A 16,742-nucleotide genomic window follows, 5' to 3' on the forward strand; every position below is an offset into this window, starting at 1 on the left:
GAGGTGTGCGGGAATGGATGGTCGGACGCCGGCGGCGGACGCCTATGGAGCAGGTGGGGCCGCCAGCGCGGACGTCGCTGTGCTGGAGGCAGAGGTACTCCGGCATGCCGGGCAGCTGGGCGACATCCGTCGGCGGGCGCTCGCCGTCGCCCTGGGTTCGTGGGAATCTCCGGCCGGCGGCACATTCAGGACCTACCTCGCCGAGCGCTGCGTGGAGCTGTCCCGGACCATCGATCTGCTGGAAACCGCGGCGCGGGAACTCGGCGAGTACGGCCGCCTGCTGCGGGAAGCGGAGTGGCTCCACGGGCAGGCGGGCCGGTGACGGACGGTCTGCGCCCCGTGGCCCCGGCGGACGGCGAACTGTCCGTCCGAGGGGGCGTCGGCGGAATACGGTTTCAGTGGGAGGAACTGGAGGAGGCGGCGCGGGTTCTCACGCTCCTCGCCGCGGACACGGGCGATGTCGCCGTCGCCCTCGGCTACCTCGACCGTGCCGTCGCCGAGTTTCCATGGCGGGTCCTGCATCTCCATCCCGTCGGGGGAGTGGCAGGCGCCCAGTACCAGCAGGCACTCGCGCACCTCGACAGGGCCTGGACCTCGACCGTGCGGGACGGCCGGATGCTGGCTTCGACCGAAGAACGGTTGCGGGCGGCGCTGCGGGCCTATCATCTGGCCGACGCGGCAGCCCTGGCGGCGACGGAGGCTGTGCGGGCCGCCGGCGGGGCTGCGGCCCGTGCTGCGGCCCGGGGAGCCATCGATGGGGGAGCACTCGACGTCGGACCCATCGGGCTGCGGCTGCGAACCGCGGGCAGTGCCGTCCGGTTCGACGGCACCGTCGAGGGCATCCTCGATCGCCTGTCCGCTGTCGAGGGCGAGGACCCGGGCACCTTCGAGGTGCTGCGCGGGGGGACCGACGAGGATCCGGTCTACGTCGTCGTCCTGCCGGGAACCCAGTCAGGACACATCGGCGGCACGGGAAGCAACCCCTTCGATATCGGCGGGATCGCCGAGGCGCTCGCGGAGGACAGCCGCTTCACCGAAGCGGTGGTCCTGGAAGCCCTCGAGCAGGCCGGTGCCAGGCAAGGGGACGCCCTGGTGCTCGCCGGCTACAGCCAGGGCGGCCTCCATGCGGTGAACCTCGCCGGCTCGCAGCGGCTGGGAGGACGGTACGAGGTGCAGCTCGTCCTGACCGCCGGCTCCCCGACGGGCTGGCACGGGACGGGCCGGGCCGAGTACCTCCATCTCGAGCACCGCGACGACGCGGTACCGGAACTCGACTCGATCCCGAACGAGGACGACCGCCACCGGCCGACGGTCAGGCTCGACAACCCGGTGCCCCCGCTGGCGCGGAGGGACGACGGGTCGCGGGAACCCGTGGGCCTCGGCCCTGCCCACAAGCTGGAGAACTACGCCGCGGGGGCGCGGCTCATCGACGCCAGTAGCGCACCATCACTGGCTCCTTCCGTGGGCCTGCTCGCCACGGCAGGCGCAACCGGAACCGCGCGCCGCTACTCCTTCACGGCGACCCGGGGCCCACGGCCTGTCCCGGCGGAGGTCCGGCGGCGGCGCGGGGCGCCGGGAGGCGGTCTAGGCTATGGCCATGACGTCGATCGATGACCTTCCTGCAACACCTTCCGGCGAGGCGCGCGGCGTGGCCGGAGTCCGTCCGCGCGGAGTGCTCGGCAGGCTTCCGCGCTATGCGGCAGGCAAGCCTCCCGCCGCCGTCGAGGGACTCGAGAGTTTCAAGCTCTCGTCGAACGAGAACCCGCTGCCGCCCCTGCCCTCCGTCCTCGAGGCAATGGCCGCCGAGACGTCGATCAACCGGTACCCGGATCCCCTGACGACCGCACTCCGGACGGAACTGGCAGGGTACCTGGGTGTCCCGGTCACCGATATCGTCACCGGAGCGGGCAGCCTCGGAGCGCTGAACCAGATCCTCGCGACGTTCGCCGGGCAGAACGATTTCGATGCTCCCGATGAGGTGGTCTACGCCTGGCGGTCCTTCGAGGCCTACCCCATCAGTGTGGGTCTCGCCGGGGCAGCGGGCGTGCAGGTGCCGGTGCTGTCCGACGGAACCCATGACCTCGATGCCATGGCCGCGGCGATCACCGACCGCACGCGCGTCGTCCTGCTCTGCACGCCCAACAATCCCACCGGGCCGATCCTCACGCACGACGACGTGGTCGCATTCCTCGCGAAGGTACCCCCGCATGTCGTGGTCGTGATCGACGAGGCCTACCAGGAGTTCGTCCGGCGCCCGGACGCCGTGAACGGGATCGGCCTCTATCGGGAGTACCCGAACGTGATCGTGCTCCGCACGTTCTCCAAGGCCCACGGACTGGCGGGGCTCCGCGTGGGGTATTCCGTGTCCCAGCAGGCGCTCACCGAGCATCTCCGCGTCAGCGCCGTCCCCTTCGCCGTCTCCCAGATCGCCGAGCGCGCCGCTGTCACGTCGTTGCGCCACATCGAGGACGTCCAGGCGCGCGTGCAGTCGATCGTCGACGAGCGCGTCAGGGTGCTCGAGGGCCTGCGCGCGCTGGGCTGGACCGTTCCCGAGGCAGAGGGCAACTTCGTCTGGCTGGCGCTCGGGGAGCACAGCCAGGACTTCGCCGCGGAAGCGGCACGGAGGGCGCTCTCGGTGCGAGCCTTCGGATCGGAGGGCGTACGCGTCTCGATCGGCGAGGAAGCGGCCAATACCCGCTTTCTCGCGCTGTGCGGAGAGTACACGCACCGCCCCGCTGGTGGCTGAGGCCGTCTTAAATAGGCCGGAGGGCCTGTGCTGGCTAGTCTTGGTCAGTATGTCACCGAAAGATATGTTCTTCGGTGTATGACTTACGACATACATTCCCCAAGCGGAATGTGCAGGGTCGGGCGAGGAGCAGGAATGAACAGCAGTCGTTTGCCGGCAGCGGAGTTCGAGGTCGAGGAAGTCGTGCGTGCGACGCACGCCGCCGAGGAGGGGGGCCTGCAGGAGCCGGCCGGTGAGATGCTGCAGGTCCTCGCCCCGGACGGCGCCATGGCCGGGAGCCTCACGGCAGAGATCGCCGGTGTCCCGGTGGACTTCTCGCCCTACCTCGCATCCGCCGATGCGGACCACCTGCGCTCCCTGTACCGCGACATGTTCCTGATCCGGCGCTTCGACCAGGAGTCCACGGCCCTGCAGCGCCAGGGGCAGCTCGCGCTCTGGGTGCCCCTCACGGGCCAGGAGGCGGCGCAGATCGGTTCCGGCCGCGCCCTCGAGCCCCAGGACTACGCCTTTCCGACCTACCGTGAGCACGGCGTCGCCCTGACGCGTGGCGTCGCGCTCCCGGAGATCCTCCGCCTGTTCAGGGGTGTGACCAATGGCGGCTGGGATCCGCGCGAGCGGAACTTCCACCTCTACACGCTCGTGCTCGCGGCTCAGTCGCTGCACGCCGTCGGTTATGCGATGGGCCTGCAGCGCGACCAGCTCGCCGATCCGTCCCTGCCGCCGGCGGCGTCCATCGCCTACTTCGGCGACGGTGCGAGTTCGGAGGGTGACATCCACGAGTCCATGGTGTTCGCGGCGTCCTTCAACGCTCCCGTGGTGTTCTTCTGCCAGAACAACCAGTGGGCCATCTCGGTTCCGTCGACGGTCCAGACCAGGGTCCCGCTGGCCCAGCGGGCCGAGGGCTACGGGTTCCCGGGAGTCCGGGTCGACGGCAACGACGTCGTCGCCGTGGAGGCCGTCACCCGCTGGGCGCTCGACCACGCGCGCTCCGGCAGGGGGCCCGTGCTGATCGAGGCCTACACCTACCGCATGAGTGCCCACACCACCGCGGACGATCCGACGAAGTACCGGTTGTCGCGTGACGAGCAGGAATGGAAGCCCCGGGATCCGCTGGCTCGCCTGGAGGGCTACCTGCGATCAGCAGGCCTGGCGGACGAGGCGTTCTTCGAGGAACTCGGCGCGGAGGCCCGCACCATGGCGGCGGACCTGAGGGAGGCGGTGCTTGCCATGACGGCACCGGACCTGGAGGACCGGTTCGCCTCGGTCTACGCCGAGCCCCACCCGCTCGTGCAGGAGGAGCTACGGTTCTTCCAGCAGTACGAGGCCGGCTTCGCCGAAGATGGGAAGCACTCCTGATGGCGACGATGACCATCGCGAAGGCGATCAACGAAGGGCTCCGCGCTTCGCTGGCGAACGATCCGAAGACCCTGCTGATGGGCGAGGACATCGGCGAACTCGGCGGTGTCTACCGTGTGACGGATGGCCTGAAGAAGGATTTCGGCGCCATGAGGGTCGTCGACTCGCCGCTGGCCGAATCGGGCATCATCGGGACGGCGATAGGCCTCGCACTGCGCGGGTACCGGCCCATCTGCGAGATCCAGTTCGACGGGTTCGTCTTCCCGGGCTTCAACCAGATCACCACGCAGCTCGCGAAGCTCCGCACCCGCAGTGACGGCATGCTGAGCGCGCCCGTGGTCATCCGCATCCCCTATGGTGGCGGCATCGGCAGCGTCGAGCACCACTCGGAGTCACCCGAAGCACTCTTCGCGCACACCGCCGGGCTGAGGATCATCACTCCGTCGAACGCGCAGGACGCCTACTGGATGATCCAGCAGGCCGTGACCTGCGAGGACCCCGTCATCGTGTTCGAACCGAAGCGACGCTACTGGCTCAAGGGCGACGTGGACACCTCGGCGCCGGCGGGCGATCCCTTCTCGGCCCACATCCTGCGCCGTGGGACGGATGCAACCATCGTGGCCTACGGTCCGCTCGTGCCCGTGGCCCTCGCGGCGGCCACGGCGGCGGAGGAGGACGGAAGGAGCATCGAGGTGATCGATCTCCGATCCATCTCACCGATCGACTTCGACACCGTCACCGAATCGGTGACCCGCACGGGCCGGCTGATCGTCGCGCACGAGGCCCCCACCTTCGGCGGCATCGGCGGCGAGATCGCCGCGCGGATCTCGGAGCGTGCCTTCCTGTCCCTCGAAGCACCCGTCATCCGCGTGGGCGGCTTCCACATGCCCTACCCCGTGGCACGCGTGGAGGAGCAGTACCTGCCGGACATCGACCGCATCCTCGAGGCACTCGACCGTGCCTTCGCATACTGAAGGACCATCATGACGCTCAAGACGTTCAACCTGCCCGACGTCGGTGAAGGCCTCACCGAGGCAGAGATCGTGCAGTGGAAGGTGGCCCCCGGGGCAACGGTGTCGGTCAACGACGTGATCTGCGAGATCGAGACCGCCAAATCCCTCGTCGAGCTGTCCTCGCCCTACGCCGGGACGGTGTCCGAACTCCTGGTCGCCGAGGGCGAGACCATCGAGGTCGGTACGCCGATCATCTCCGTCGACGACACCGCCGGCGCGCCCATCAGCGGGCACGACGGCGGCCAAGCCGCCACGGCCTCCGCGGGTATCGGGTCGTCGACTCGTGGAGAGGGCAAGGAATCCGCGGACGACGCCCCTGTGCCCGTACCCGAGATGCCGGGTGAACTCGCGGGCCCGCAGGCCGATCCGGGGTGGGACCCTGAGCCGGTACCGGATGCTGCAGGGCCCGGCTCAGCCGCTCCCGGAACGACACCCGGACCGCTCGTGGGCACCGGGCCCAAGGCCGACGCCGTGAAGCGCCGCCCCCGCAAGCCGCAGCCCGCACACGGTCCCGGGACGAAGGGGGCTCCGGCGTCGGCGGCTGCCGACGCTCCGACCGCCGATAGCGCCGTGCGGAACGCCGGGGACCCGGGGCGGCTACCCGCCCAGGACCCGGCCCCGTCCGACAGCCGTGATGCCCGCCCCGCACCCGCACCCGCGGCGGCGTCGGGGTCGGGAACACGGACCAATCCGCTGAACCAGCTGATCAACCGCGTACTCGCGAAGCCCCCTGTCCGGAAGGCCGCGCGCGATCTCGGCATCAACCTCGCGGACGTCCCCGCCACCGGGTCGGCGGGCGAGGTCACCAAGCAGGACCTCATGAGCTACCAGTCGCAGCGCGAGGCCGAACAGGACGGGGCCGACTCCTTCTGGGCCGACCGCAAGCTCCTCGGAGGCGGTCGCATCGAGCGCATCCCCGTGAAGGGGGTCCGCAAGGCGACGGCGAGGGCCATGGTGCAGAGCGCCTTCACGGCGCCGCACGTGAGTATCTTCGTCGACGTCGACGCGTCGCGGACCATGGAGTTCGTCAAGCGGCTGAAGGCGTCCCGTGATTTCGAGGGCGTCCGGGTCTCACCCCTGCTGATCCTGGCGAAGGCCGTGATCTGGGCCGCCGCGCGGAATCCCTCGGTCAATGCCACCTGGACCGACGACGAGATCCTCGTCAAGCACTTCATGAATCTCGGCATCGCTGCGGCGACGCCGCGCGGACTCATGGTCCCGAACATCAAGGACGCCCAGAACCTCTCGCTCAAGGAACTGGCCCTCGCACTCAACGAGCTGGCGACCACGGCGCGTGCCGGAAAGACGCAGCCGGGCCAGATGCAGGGCGGGACGTTGACGATCACGAACATCGGAGCGCTCGGCATCGACACCGGGACGCCGATCATCAATCCCGGGGAGGTGGCCATCGTGGCGTTCGGCACCATCAAGCAGAAGCCCTGGGTGCTCGACGGCGAGGTGATTCCGCGCTGGATCACCACGCTGGGCGGCTCGTTCGACCATCGGGTGGTGGACGGTGACCTGAGCGCCCGCTTCATGGCCGACGTCGCCTCCATCCTCGAGGAACCTGCGCTGCTGCTCGACTAGGGTGGGCGTCATGAACCAGCAGCCACCCGGAGAGGGGCCCGCTAGCGGGCCGCGACAGCGTTACACCGTCGGCAGGCTCCTGCTCGTGGTGGTGATCGGGTTCATCGCGTCCATCGTGGTCCAGATGGCTTTTCCGGACCTGGACACGGTGGCCCGGCTGTCCATCCTGGTCATCGTCGCCGCGTTCATCTCGATCGCCGTGACGCTGCGCAGGCAGAAGCGGCCGCCACGCTGACGCGTACGAGGCTAGGCCCGGACGTCCTCCATGGCCGTCCGCAGGATGGGAGCCAGGCGCCGGACTCCCTCGACGATGTCCTCGGGCGCCACGGCGCTGAAGGCGAGGCGGAGTTTGTTGGACGGCTCGTCCGACGGCGTGAACGCGGCCCCGGGGATGAACACGACCCCGGCGTCGATCGCCTTGTACAGCAGCGGGTAGGTGTCGATGCCCTCGGGGAGGGTGACCCAGACGAAGAATCCGCCGTCCGGCGTGGTCCAGTGCGCGCCGTCCGGCAGCGCCTCGGCCAGGGCGCCGAGCATGGCGTCGCACCGCTCCCGGTAGAGGTCACGCATGGTGTGCAGGTGCCCGCGCCAGTCGTAGTCCCTGAGGTAGGCGATCACGAGCATCTGGGTGAGCGGGGACGGGCAGAGCACCACGGCCTCGCAGGCGAGGTAGAAGCGGCGGTAGAGGTGCTTGGGCACCAGCGCCCAGCCGAGCCGCACGCCGGGCGCGAAGATCTTCGAGAAGGAGCCGAGGTAGATGACGTCGTCGGGGTTGCCGGCCCGCATGGGCTTCAGCGGCTCGCCGTCGAACCGCAGCATGCCGTAGGGATTGTCCTCGAGGACGAGGATGTTGTGGGCTCGGCAGATGTCGACGACGCGCTGGCGGCGGTCGGCAGCCAGTGTGATGCCGCTCGGGTTGTTGAAGCTGGGGATCGTGTACAGCAGTTTGATGGCGCGGCCCTGAGCCTCGAGTTCCTCGATGGTGCGCTCGAGCTCGTCGGGGATCAGCCCGGCGTCGTCCATGGGCACGGTGACGACGTCGACCTCGTACGCCTCGAAGGTGTTCAGGGCGCCGACGTAGGTGGGGTCCTCGCAGAGGATCACGTCGCCGGGGTTGCAGAAGACCTTCGCGGCGACGTCCTGGGCGGACTGCGAGCCGGTGGTGATGACGACGTCGTCCGGGCTGGCGCCCTCGATGCCCTCGGCCGCCATGACCTCGCAGACGAGCTCGCGGAGTTCCTGCATCCCCTGCCCGCCGCCGTACTGCAGCGCCTCGAGGCCGTGCTCGGCGATGATGGTCTGTGCGGTGCGCCCGAGGTCCTCGAGCGGAAGGGAGCGCAGGTACGGGCTTCCGCCGGCGAGGGACACGAGGCCCGGTCGGATGGAGATGTCGAAGACATCACGCACTGCGGACTGCTTGATGTTGGCCGCCCGCAGCGAGAAGAGCTGCTCGTGGCGGTTGTGCGAATCGACTGCGCGTTCGAGAGCTGCTTCGGTCTCGGCTGGCAGGAGGTCGGCGGAGGCTTCACTGGAGGACGTCACGCCCAGAGTCTAGGCGCGGGTTGACCTAGAGGCAACAGGTGTTGCCTTCAGTACGCCGGCCGTCTCAGACCCATCCCGCCTCGCGTGCCTTCAGGGCGGCCTGGAACCGGCTGTCGGCGCGGAGGGTCTCGAGCATCCACGCGATGTGCCGCCTGCACGTCCTGACGTTGATGTCCAGGCGTCGGGCGATGGACTCGTCCGACAGTCCGTTGGCCAGGCCCTGGATGATGGAGCGCTGCAGGCTGCTGAGCGGTGACGCGACCTGCGCGGGCGCGAGGAAGGACTCGCTGATCTCCCACGCGATCTCGAACAGGTGCGTGAAGATGTTGATCAGGCTGTGGTCCCTGACGACGAGGGCGGCCTTGTCGTCGCGGGTCAGCTGCCGCCCGATGAGTGCGAGCTTCTCGTCGAAGATGAGGATGCGCAGGGGGATGAACGGCAGGACGCCGAACTCCCCGCCACCGGCGGCGATCGCCTCGACCGCCTTGCGGGTGGGGACGTGGTCGCGCGTGCTGGTGTCGTAGAGCGTCCGACGGCGCACCCCGTTCTCCAGCAGGTCGAGGTCCTTCCGGACACTCTCCTCGTGGACGTCCGCCGTCGAGCCCTGTCCGGGCTGAGCGATGTAGACCTTCTCCGTGACGTCACGCCCGTAGTCGATGAGGACGCGGTGGATGACGTGCGGATCCTCGAGCGTCTCCACGGAGGTGCTGGCGAGGACGTTCTTGCGCGCTTCGAGGAAGGTGGGCAGGAGGCTGGACAGCTCGCGCCGCTGGCCAGTGATGCGTGCCTTGAGGTCCTGCATCGCACGCTCGTCCGAGTCCACCAGGTCCGCGAGGGCGACGTCGGGCGAGACCGCGACGAGTCCCTGGCCATCGCCGGCCTGGGGACTGAGCAGCCGACGCTGGGAGAGCTCCCCGATCGCCTGGTCGATGCGGCGCAGTGTCAGGCCGAGAGCGTCCGAGGCCTCGGACCGGGTCCAGCCCGGGTGCGCGACGGCGTACCGGTAGACCTCGAGAGACGTCGCATCCAGCATCTGCAGTCCTTGTCCCGGCCGCCAGCCCGTCAGTGGCGTCAATACGTCGTGAAAAACATGACATGTCCAGTTAATGACAGATCACGGACACTGGCAATCCGGCGTGCCGCCGCGACCAGGAAAACCCCGGATTTCCGCGGATTCCTCGTGGCGGACGGACTCCGACGACTCCACGGGCATCCTGTCCACGTCCTCTTCGCGCCATGTCCACAAACGGCCACCCGTACTGCTGGACACTACCTGTCGGCGCCGGACATTCTGATGAAGCCGGTTCGCAGGGAAGCCCGAGAGGGCGTTCCCGGAGGAAACGGGCGCTGCGGAACAGCAGTGCGGAACAGCTCGACCTCCCGGGAGACGGGCAGGAAAGGATCGCCATGAAGAAGGTACTCGGCGCAACTGCAGGCCTGTTGATCCTGGTGGGAGCTGTCGTGCCGGCCGGCCAGTCAGCCAGCGCAGCGAGCTGGGACTGGCCCAAGGGCCAGATCACAGCAGGCAGCTGGGACTGGCCGAAGTAACAGGGAGCTCCGGACTAGAGCCCGGAGACCCCACCCAGAGCCCGCCCCAGCGGGGGTGATCACGAACCCTGAAGGAGAGAGCCATGAGCCAGGTGACTGCCGTTCGAACCGCCTCACGAACGGTCGTCAGCACTCAGTGGTGGCATCTCTCCCTCTCCACGGGTGGCTTCGATGTAGCGGACGGCATCATCGAAGAGCTGGTCACCCCGCTGGTGGCGCAGGCCCGGGCGCTCGGCGCCAAGCGCTGGTACTTCACGCGCTACGAGGACCCGTCGACGGGGGTCGTGAGCCAGATCAGGCTCAGCATCCACGCCCATCCCCGCGTCCTGGAAAGGCTCCGCACCTTCCAGTGCGCGCTCCAGGCGCGCAGCGCCCGGAAACTGCCCCTGCTCGTCGTCCGTCAGCACTTCACGGCGCCGGCGAACAACACCTACTACTCCGGCGGCCAGGAGATGGCGGATCCGCAGCTCGAAGCCAACCTCGTGAAGTACGGCGGGGTCGAGGGACTCCACCTCGCCGAAGAGGTCTTCGAACTCAGCTCCGAACTCGCCGTATGGGCAAACCAGCGTTTCCCCCGGATGCAGAGCCGCTCGGCGCTCGGCGCGCTCGTGCTGTTCGATGCCGCGCAGGGCATGATGCGAGGTCCCCGTTCGGCGGGCTGGCCGGACCGCCGCCGGCTCTCCTGGGACTTCTACTGGGACAGCCACCTGCGGACGTGCACCGCCGACGTCGGGCCGCGCGGCTCCGACGTCCGCGAGGCCATGGCGGTGCAGGTCGCATCCAAGGCGACCGGCTTCCACGCGCTCATGGCGGCGACGGCCTCCGAATCCGCCGTGCAGAACTGGAGGCGCCGCTGGTTCCGTGCGCTGGATACCTACCTGTACCGGGCGGACAAGGTGCGCGTGAGTCGCAGCGCGCAGCACCTCACCGTCTACCAGGCGCACATGGCCCTGAACCGCCTCGGGTTCGTGGCCCGGGAAGAGGCAGCGCTGGGCCTCTACGCGCGGACCTGGAAGCCGCAGGTCGACCAGAAGACCGGGACGCGGAAGCCGCTGTAAGCCATGGCCTGTCGGGCCCCTCGAGCAAAAGGACTGCACCATGAACGCCAGGAACACCATCGTGCTGGCAGCCGACGACGCCGATCTCTCGGAGGTTCTCGGATGTTCGTCGGAAGCCGTCGAGTCCATGCAGAACAACGGCGTCCTCGAATCCCAGGGCCAGCTATGGGAGATCGGGCCGGCGCGGGACTACCTGCGGGATGCCGCCTGGGCCGACAGCCTCTGGCACTGACGGCGGGCCTGCCAAGGGACCACCCGAAGGCGAACCCGCACCGAGGTGAGGACGGAGGAGGACGCCGGCGCGTTGCGCGCCGGCGTCCTCTTCCGTCCGTTCGGAATCAGGCCGCCGCAGGGGTGGTGGCGCCGGCGAGGGCGGAGAGCACCACGGCCACCTGCCCGGCGACCTCCGCGTCGTCCTTCGGGTGGAGGTCCGCGAAACGGGTGATGGAGCCGCCGATGGACAGCTTGGCGTCGTCGACCACCGACGCGCCGGCGACCCCGAGCGCGCGGCGGGCCTCGTCGTGCGCCCACACCCCGCCGTACTGCCCGAAGGCGGAGCCGATGACCGCGGCAGGCTTGCTGGAGAGGGCTCCCGCACCGAACGGACGGGACAGCCAGTCGATGGCGTTCTTGAGGACGGCGGGCATGGTGCCGTTGTACTCGGGGGAGACGAGCAGGACGGCGTCGGCGTCCGCGGCGGCGGCGCGGAGGTCATCGGCCGCCTTCGGGCGGTCGGTGTCGTTGTCGATGTCCTCGTTGTAGAACGGGATGTCGTTCAGGGCGTCGAAGGTGACGACGTCCACCGCGTCCGGTGCATGTTCTACGGCGGCTTCGGCGAGCTGGCGGTTGATGGAGCCCTCGCGCAGGCTGCCGACGAGGGTCAGGATCGTGGTGGACATGCATACTCCAGAGTGTGTGCGACCTCGCGGTCAGGCTGACGGGAACGCAGGACCTGCGTCTTCCCATAATAAAGCGGACCCCGGTCCGCTTTATTCCGCCGCTATAGTTGCGGAATGCAGGGCGAGGGATTGCTCCGCGTCGCGGGCGACGACGGAGAGCGGACGGACGCGGCGCGCAACCGGCGACTCCTCCTCGCTGCCGCCGCCGAGATCGTCGCGTCCTGCGGGCCGGACAAGCTGACCACGGACGCCGTCGCACGCCGTGCCGGGCTCGGCAAGGGCACGGTCTTCCGGAGGTTCGGCAACCGCGCGGGCCTCATGCACGCGCTCGCCGACGAGAGCGGCCGCGCCTTCCAGGAAGCCTTCATGGCGGGTCCGCCACCCCTGGGGCCCGGGGCGCCACCGCTCGAGCGCCTCATCGCCTTCGGCGAGGCGAGTATCGAGAGGATGCGCTTCGACGGGCAGATCCTCCGCGCCGCGGAGCAGCAGGGCGGGCCGGACCTCGAGCACCCGACTCAACAGCTCATCCGACTGCACCTGACCGTGCTGCTCCGCGGAGTGGGGATCGGCGATCCGGAGCTCGGCGCCTACCAGCTCGCCGCTTTCCTGAACGCAGGGCTCCTGATGCACCTCCAGGAGAACCGGGGCATGTCCAATGCCAGGCTCGCGTCCTCCTGGCGCGTCCTCGTGGCCGCCCTCGCGGCGAATGCCGACGACGCCTGACGATCGTCCATGCCCTTGTACACTGGCACGTGCCGGCACCCGTGCGGTGTCAGGGCCAAGTGGATGCAGGGAGGAGTTACCCGAGGTGATGTCCGAGGACCCTCGCGCGACTGCGAGCCCGTCCGTCCGCCGCCTTTCCGTGGTGGACGACGCCGTCGATGCCGTTCCGCCCGCCGAGGTTGCCGCGCGTCTCCAGGACCTGCTGATCGACCATCCCGACGTGCAGGCCTTCCTCCAGGAGCTGGCCGAGTTCACGGCGCGGACCCTCGGGGTGGACGGGGACACCTACTGTGGCGTCACCCTGCAGCGCTCGTCGAACGAGCAGCTGACCGTCGGCAGCAGCGACGACAGGGCCAGGGCGATGGACGAGGTCCAGTACGACCACAACGACGGCCCGTGCCTGCACGCCCTCCGCGTGCACGACGAGGTGTTCATCGCCGACGTGCGGTCCGAGGACCGCTGGCCCGAATTCATGGAGCACATCGCCCGCGCCGGCGTCGGCGCCATGTTCTGCCTACCCCTGGACCTCGAGGGATCGGCGCGCGCTGCCCTCAACCTGTACGCGGAGGATGCCTCGGTGTTCAGCGAGGCCTACCGTCGGGCCGCCCGCGCCTTCTCGGCCCAGGCCTCGCAGGCACTGAAACTGGCCGTCCGGGTGGCCCAGCACGCCGCTACGGCGGAGGACCTGCACTCCGTGCTGCAGACGCGCACCGAGATCGACCTCGCGGTGGGGATCATCATGGGCCAGGACGGTTGCTCGCAGAAGGACGCGTTCGACAAGCTGCGCCGGGCCTCGAACTCACGCAACATCAAGGTCCGTGTCCTCGCCGCGGGAATGGTCGCGGGGCTCAACGGCACCGTACCCCGCGCGCACTTCGACCCCTCCTGAGGGCTCGCGTCGCCGACGGCGGACGGGCGGTACCGGCGCTGGACCCCGAGTCACCTGCAGGCGGGCACGCTCGTCCCCCTGGCCCGCCCCCGATTCCGTATGGCGGGCTCTGCCGCGGGCCTCACCGTCACGGGTGCCGACCCGCAGGAGGCATTGCTGGGAGCAGGAGTCCCGCCCCGCGCAGTGCGTCACGGGCAGCGCCTTCCGGACCGCGGGCTTTCGGCCGGGACGGGCAGGCGGAGGGCGTTAGCGGTCGGTGCGGGGGGCTGCTCCTCCTTCCCGCTCCGACTGGGACCCGCCAGAACTGCCTCAGACCAGTGCGGACCAGTCCTCCGCCAGTTCGAGCCCGTGCGCCTGCGACACCGAGTGGTGCGCCACCTGGCCGGCGGCGATGTTCAGACCGCGGGCGAGCGAGGCGTCCGCCTCGAAGGCCCCGCGGACGCCCCTGTCCGCGAGTGCGACGGCGTGGCGGAGGGTGACGTTCGTCAGCGCGTAGGTCGAGGTGTTCGGGACGGCGCCCGGCATGTTGCCCACACAGTAGAACAGCGAGCCGTGCACGGTGAAGGTGGGGTCCTCGTGCGTGGTGACCCGGGAGTCCTCGAAGCAGCCGCCCTGGTCCACGGCGATGTCCACGAGGACGCTGCCGGGCTTCATGCGGGCCACCAGAGCGTTCGTGACGAGCTTCGGAGCGCGTGCGCCCGGGATGAGGACGGAGCCGATGACCAGGTCCGCCTCGAGAACCGACTTCTCGATCTCCAGGGCGTTGGAGGCGACGGTCTTCACCCGGCCGGCGTACAGGGCGTCGAGTTCTCGCAGGCGCGCGATGTCGATGTCGAGGATGGTCACCTCCGCACCCGTGCCGACGGCCATCGCGGTCGCGTTGGTGCCGGCGACGCCCGCTCCGAGCACGACGACCTTGGCCGGCCGGACTCCGGCGACTCCGCCCAGCAGCAGGCCCGGGCCTCCGGCGGGAGCGGTCATGACCTGCGCGCCCACCTGCACGGAGAGGCGCCCGGCGACCTCGGACATCGGCGCGAGCAGGGGCAGGGCCCGTCCGTCCTGGACCGTCTCGTAGGCGATCGCAGTGACCCCGGAGGCGAGGAGTGCCCGGGTCAGGGCGGGTTCGGCCGCGAGGTGCAGGTAGGTGAAGAGGATGAGTCCTTCGCGGAAGCGGTGGTACTCGGCGGGGACGGGCTCCTTGACTTTCAGGACCATGTCCGCGCGCCCCCACACCTCGTCCGCGGCGTCGACCAGTTCTGCGCCCGCCGCCTCGTACTCGGTGTCCGAGATGCTCGAGCCGACGCCCGCGCCGCGCTCCACGAGCACCGTGTGCCCATGTGCCTGGAGCTCGTGGACGCCGGACGCCGTGATGGCCACGCGGAACTCGTTGTTCTTGATTTCTCTGGGGACGCCGATGATCATGGGGTTCTCCGGGGTGCGATCGGGGCGGACGGGGTAGCTCAAGAATAGGTACCGCCAGGGGAGGCGGTCATGGGATCTTCGGACGAGCATGGGCCGCTCCGATGCGACACCGGCCCGGGTCGCTCCGATCCGGACCGCCAGACCGGGCCGCGCATCCCGTGTGAGCTGGACCACTAGCAGGTGCGCATCCGCACCGCCATCGACAGATGTCGAGTCCGGGAGCGGCAAGTGTCGTCCGACGCGTCCCGCACGCCTATCGTGGAACCGTGCAGAACCAGGCCATCGAGGACGTCGTCGAGTCCATCGCCCGAACGCTCGGGCGCGGTCTCTCCCTCGAGGACCCCGACGGGGTGCTCCTCGCCTACAGCAGCCACCAGACCTCGGCGGACCGCGTGCGCGTGAACTTCCTGCTGAGCAAGAAGGTGCCGGAGGACGTCAGCGAGTGGCAGCTCCGGCACGGGATCGCGCAGGCCGTCCGTGCCGTCGCCGTCCCGGCCAACGAGGACCTCGGGATGCTGGGGCGCGTCTGCGTCCCCCTGCTGGTGCGCGGTTTCCGTGTCGGTTACCTGTGGGTGCAGCAGCAGTCGGACGATGATCCGGCGTCCGGGATCCTCGCGGCACTGCCGGCTGTCCGGCCGACGATCGATCGCCTCGCCGAGTTGCTCCTCGAGACGGATGCGGCGTCGTCCGGGCGCCGGACGCAGCGCGAAGCGACCTTCCTCGCGGCCTGCCGCGGTGTCGCCGCTGCGGTCGACGAACTCCGCGGCTGGCGTGAGCTCGGTGGGCGCGGCCCATGGCGCGTGGCGCTGGTCCATGAACTGGCAGAACCGGCGGGCCGTCCCGATGTTGACGACCCGCAGGAGGCCGCCCTCCTGCAGCGCACCCTCGCGCTGCAGGCGACGGTCGGCGTCGTCCCCGTGCTGTTCAGTGCCGGAGCGTCCACGTATTCGGTCCTCCTCTGCGCCCCCGGGGTCAGCGCAGGTGCCCTGCACCAGGTCCTCGACAGGTATCGCACCGAGGTGGCGAAGCGGGCGGGCAGGCCCGCGGGTCGTTTCGTACTCGGGTTGAGTGAGCCGGCCGCCGATCCCCGCGACCTCGCGGAGGCCTCCCGCCAGGCCCGGCACGCCGTCCAGGCCGCCGCCGTGGATCCGCACCTCGGCGACGTCTCCTCCTACGCGGACATCGGTGTCTACCAGTTCCTCGGGGCCGTGGGCTGGCAGGCGCCCACACATGGCAGCGTGCACTTCGCCGAATTGAGCGAGGCAGACCGCGTGGACGAACTCCTGCCGGTCCTGGAACTGCTGTACGACAAGAACGGCTCGGTGCAGGACGTCGCGTCCCAGCTCCACCTGCACCGCAGCAGCGTGTACAACCGGCTCGCGAGGATCCGTTCCGTCATCGGCGCGGACCCCCTCGCCGGGATGGCGCGGCTCGAACTGCATCTGGCCCTCAAGGCCCGCAGGTGGAGGGCCCGGCCCCGGTTCGAGCACTCCTAGGGGGCAGGCAGAGGGCCGGCGCCGATCAGGGAGCCGCGCGGTTCTCCGGCTCCACTCCCGCGATGGTGACGGGTGAGGGGTCCGTGCGGCGCACCTGGCTGCGGAGCCACTCCTCGACGTCGGCGCGACGGATGCGCCGGTGCGACCCGCGATACTCGACCGGGAGCGTGCCGGCGTCGGTGAGCTTGCGCAGGTAGCTGTGCGAGATGCCGGCGAGTTCGGCAGCCTGCGAGGTCGTCAGCAGTTCGGCCACCGAGGTGACCTGGACCGCGTCCCCGTCGGAGAGGCGGGCGAGGAGATCGACGACGGCGGCCTGCGCCTCCTCCGGGAGCCGGTGTGCGGTACCGTCCACGAAGACCGTCACATCGCTGCTGCCGGTGAGGGCGCGCCGGAGGGGCCCCGCCTGCTCGGGCGGAAGTGCCGCTGCGGATCTCGGAGCTCTGGCCGTCATGGGGTCATTGTG

The 16,742-nt window shown here is 69.7% G+C and carries 18 protein-coding genes; 13 read left to right on the forward strand and 5 right to left on the reverse strand.

From position 1 onward, the window contains the following. The first annotated feature begins 13 nt into the window (after nucleotides 1–13). From AC1MFI_RS06165 to AC1MFI_RS06195, 7 genes are all read left to right on the forward strand, one after another. A complete protein-coding gene (locus AC1MFI_RS06165; protein WP_479820236.1) occupies nucleotides 14–322 on the forward strand; it encodes a hypothetical protein in 309 nt (102 codons plus the stop codon). Continuing rightward, a complete protein-coding gene (locus AC1MFI_RS06170) occupies nucleotides 319–1,614 on the forward strand; it encodes a hypothetical protein (RefSeq protein WP_479820237.1) in 1,296 nt (431 codons plus the stop codon). Before AC1MFI_RS06165 ends, AC1MFI_RS06170 begins: the two co-directional genes overlap by 4 nt. Continuing rightward, nucleotides 1,598–2,746 carry a histidinol-phosphate transaminase gene (locus AC1MFI_RS06175; protein ID WP_479820238.1) on the forward strand — a complete coding sequence of 383 codons (1,149 nt, stop codon included), beginning with the start codon at nucleotides 1,598–1,600 and terminating at the stop codon, nucleotides 2,744–2,746. The genes AC1MFI_RS06170 and AC1MFI_RS06175 overlap by 17 nt, the downstream gene beginning before the upstream one ends. 135 nt (nucleotides 2,747–2,881) lie before the next feature. Beyond that, nucleotides 2,882–4,102 carry a pyruvate dehydrogenase (acetyl-transferring) E1 component subunit alpha gene (pdhA, locus tag AC1MFI_RS06180; protein ID WP_479820239.1) on the forward strand — a complete coding sequence of 407 codons (1,221 nt, stop codon included), beginning with the start codon at nucleotides 2,882–2,884 and terminating at the stop codon, nucleotides 4,100–4,102. Continuing rightward, a complete protein-coding gene (locus AC1MFI_RS06185) occupies nucleotides 4,102–5,076 on the forward strand; it encodes an alpha-ketoacid dehydrogenase subunit beta (RefSeq protein ID WP_479820240.1) in 975 nt (324 codons plus the stop codon). The genes pdhA and AC1MFI_RS06185 overlap by 1 nt, the downstream gene beginning before the upstream one ends. Before the next feature lie 9 nt (nucleotides 5,077–5,085). Next, nucleotides 5,086–6,702 (forward strand): dihydrolipoamide acetyltransferase family protein, encoded by a 1,617-nt coding sequence (locus tag AC1MFI_RS06190; RefSeq protein ID WP_479820241.1) that lies wholly within the window; start codon nucleotides 5,086–5,088, stop codon nucleotides 6,700–6,702. Nucleotides 6,703–6,712: 10 nt separating this feature from the next. Continuing rightward, a complete protein-coding gene (locus tag AC1MFI_RS06195) occupies nucleotides 6,713–6,937 on the forward strand; it encodes a hypothetical protein (RefSeq protein WP_479820242.1) in 225 nt (74 codons plus the stop codon). An 11-nt stretch (nucleotides 6,938–6,948) separates the two neighbouring features. Here AC1MFI_RS06195 and AC1MFI_RS06200 read toward each other — a convergent pair whose 3' ends face one another. Both AC1MFI_RS06200 and AC1MFI_RS06205 read right to left on the reverse strand, forming a co-directional pair. After that, nucleotides 6,949–8,244: an aminotransferase-like domain-containing protein gene (locus tag AC1MFI_RS06200; protein ID WP_479820243.1), complete on the reverse strand. Its 1,296-nt coding sequence runs from the start codon at nucleotides 8,242–8,244 to the stop codon at nucleotides 6,949–6,951. A gap of 64 nt (nucleotides 8,245–8,308) precedes the next feature. Then, the gene (locus tag AC1MFI_RS06205; protein ID WP_479820244.1) at nucleotides 8,309–9,277 is read right to left on the reverse strand and encodes a helix-turn-helix transcriptional regulator; all 969 of its coding nucleotides are present in this window, start codon (nucleotides 9,275–9,277) and stop codon (nucleotides 8,309–8,311) included. A gap of 374 nt (nucleotides 9,278–9,651) precedes the next feature. Here AC1MFI_RS06205 and AC1MFI_RS06210 point away from each other — a divergent pair, with 374 nt between their 5' ends. The 3 genes from AC1MFI_RS06210 to AC1MFI_RS06220 all read left to right on the forward strand — a co-directional run bounded on the left by AC1MFI_RS06210 (nucleotide 9,652) and on the right by AC1MFI_RS06220 (nucleotide 11,082). After that, nucleotides 9,652–9,792: a hypothetical protein gene (locus AC1MFI_RS06210; RefSeq protein ID WP_479820245.1), complete on the forward strand. Its 141-nt coding sequence runs from the start codon at nucleotides 9,652–9,654 to the stop codon at nucleotides 9,790–9,792. 83 nt (nucleotides 9,793–9,875) lie between these two features. Further along, a complete protein-coding gene (locus AC1MFI_RS06215; RefSeq protein ID WP_479820246.1) occupies nucleotides 9,876–10,850 on the forward strand; it encodes a lantibiotic dehydratase C-terminal domain-containing protein in 975 nt (324 codons plus the stop codon). A 40-nt stretch (nucleotides 10,851–10,890) separates the two neighbouring features. Further along, nucleotides 10,891–11,082: a hypothetical protein gene (locus AC1MFI_RS06220; RefSeq protein ID WP_479820247.1), complete on the forward strand. Its 192-nt coding sequence runs from the start codon at nucleotides 10,891–10,893 to the stop codon at nucleotides 11,080–11,082. A gap of 106 nt (nucleotides 11,083–11,188) precedes the next feature. Here the strand turns inward: AC1MFI_RS06220 and AC1MFI_RS06225 are convergent, their stop codons facing one another. Then, nucleotides 11,189–11,749, reverse strand: a complete 561-nt coding sequence (locus AC1MFI_RS06225) for an NAD(P)H-dependent oxidoreductase (protein ID WP_479820248.1) — start codon at nucleotides 11,747–11,749, stop codon at nucleotides 11,189–11,191. A 114-nt stretch (nucleotides 11,750–11,863) separates the two neighbouring features. Here AC1MFI_RS06225 and AC1MFI_RS06230 point away from each other — a divergent pair, with 114 nt between their 5' ends. Both AC1MFI_RS06230 and AC1MFI_RS06235 read left to right on the forward strand, forming a co-directional pair. Further along, the gene (locus AC1MFI_RS06230) at nucleotides 11,864–12,472 is read left to right on the forward strand and encodes a TetR/AcrR family transcriptional regulator (RefSeq protein ID WP_479820249.1); all 609 of its coding nucleotides are present in this window, start codon (nucleotides 11,864–11,866) and stop codon (nucleotides 12,470–12,472) included. 88 nt (nucleotides 12,473–12,560) lie between these two features. Then, complete coding sequence (locus tag AC1MFI_RS06235; protein ID WP_479820250.1) at nucleotides 12,561–13,361, forward strand: GAF and ANTAR domain-containing protein; 801 nt, start codon at nucleotides 12,561–12,563, stop codon at nucleotides 13,359–13,361. Nucleotides 13,362–13,670: 309 nt separating this feature from the next. Here the strand turns inward: AC1MFI_RS06235 and ald are convergent, their stop codons facing one another. After that, nucleotides 13,671–14,783, reverse strand: a complete 1,113-nt coding sequence (ald, locus tag AC1MFI_RS06240; RefSeq protein WP_479820806.1) for an alanine dehydrogenase — start codon at nucleotides 14,781–14,783, stop codon at nucleotides 13,671–13,673. A gap of 266 nt (nucleotides 14,784–15,049) precedes the next feature. Here ald and AC1MFI_RS06245 point away from each other — a divergent pair, with 266 nt between their 5' ends. Then, on the forward strand, nucleotides 15,050–16,279 hold the full coding sequence (locus AC1MFI_RS06245) for a PucR family transcriptional regulator (protein WP_479820251.1): 1,230 nt from the start codon (nucleotides 15,050–15,052) through the stop codon (nucleotides 16,277–16,279). A 25-nt stretch (nucleotides 16,280–16,304) separates the two neighbouring features. On the opposite strand, the gene AC1MFI_RS06250 is transcribed toward AC1MFI_RS06245, so the two are convergent. Further along, nucleotides 16,305–16,730 (reverse strand): helix-turn-helix domain-containing protein, encoded by a 426-nt coding sequence (locus AC1MFI_RS06250; protein WP_479820252.1) that lies wholly within the window; start codon nucleotides 16,728–16,730, stop codon nucleotides 16,305–16,307. Nucleotides 16,731–16,742: the final 12 nt, after the last annotated feature.

The organism is Arthrobacter sp. BC5, assembly GCF_056680255.1.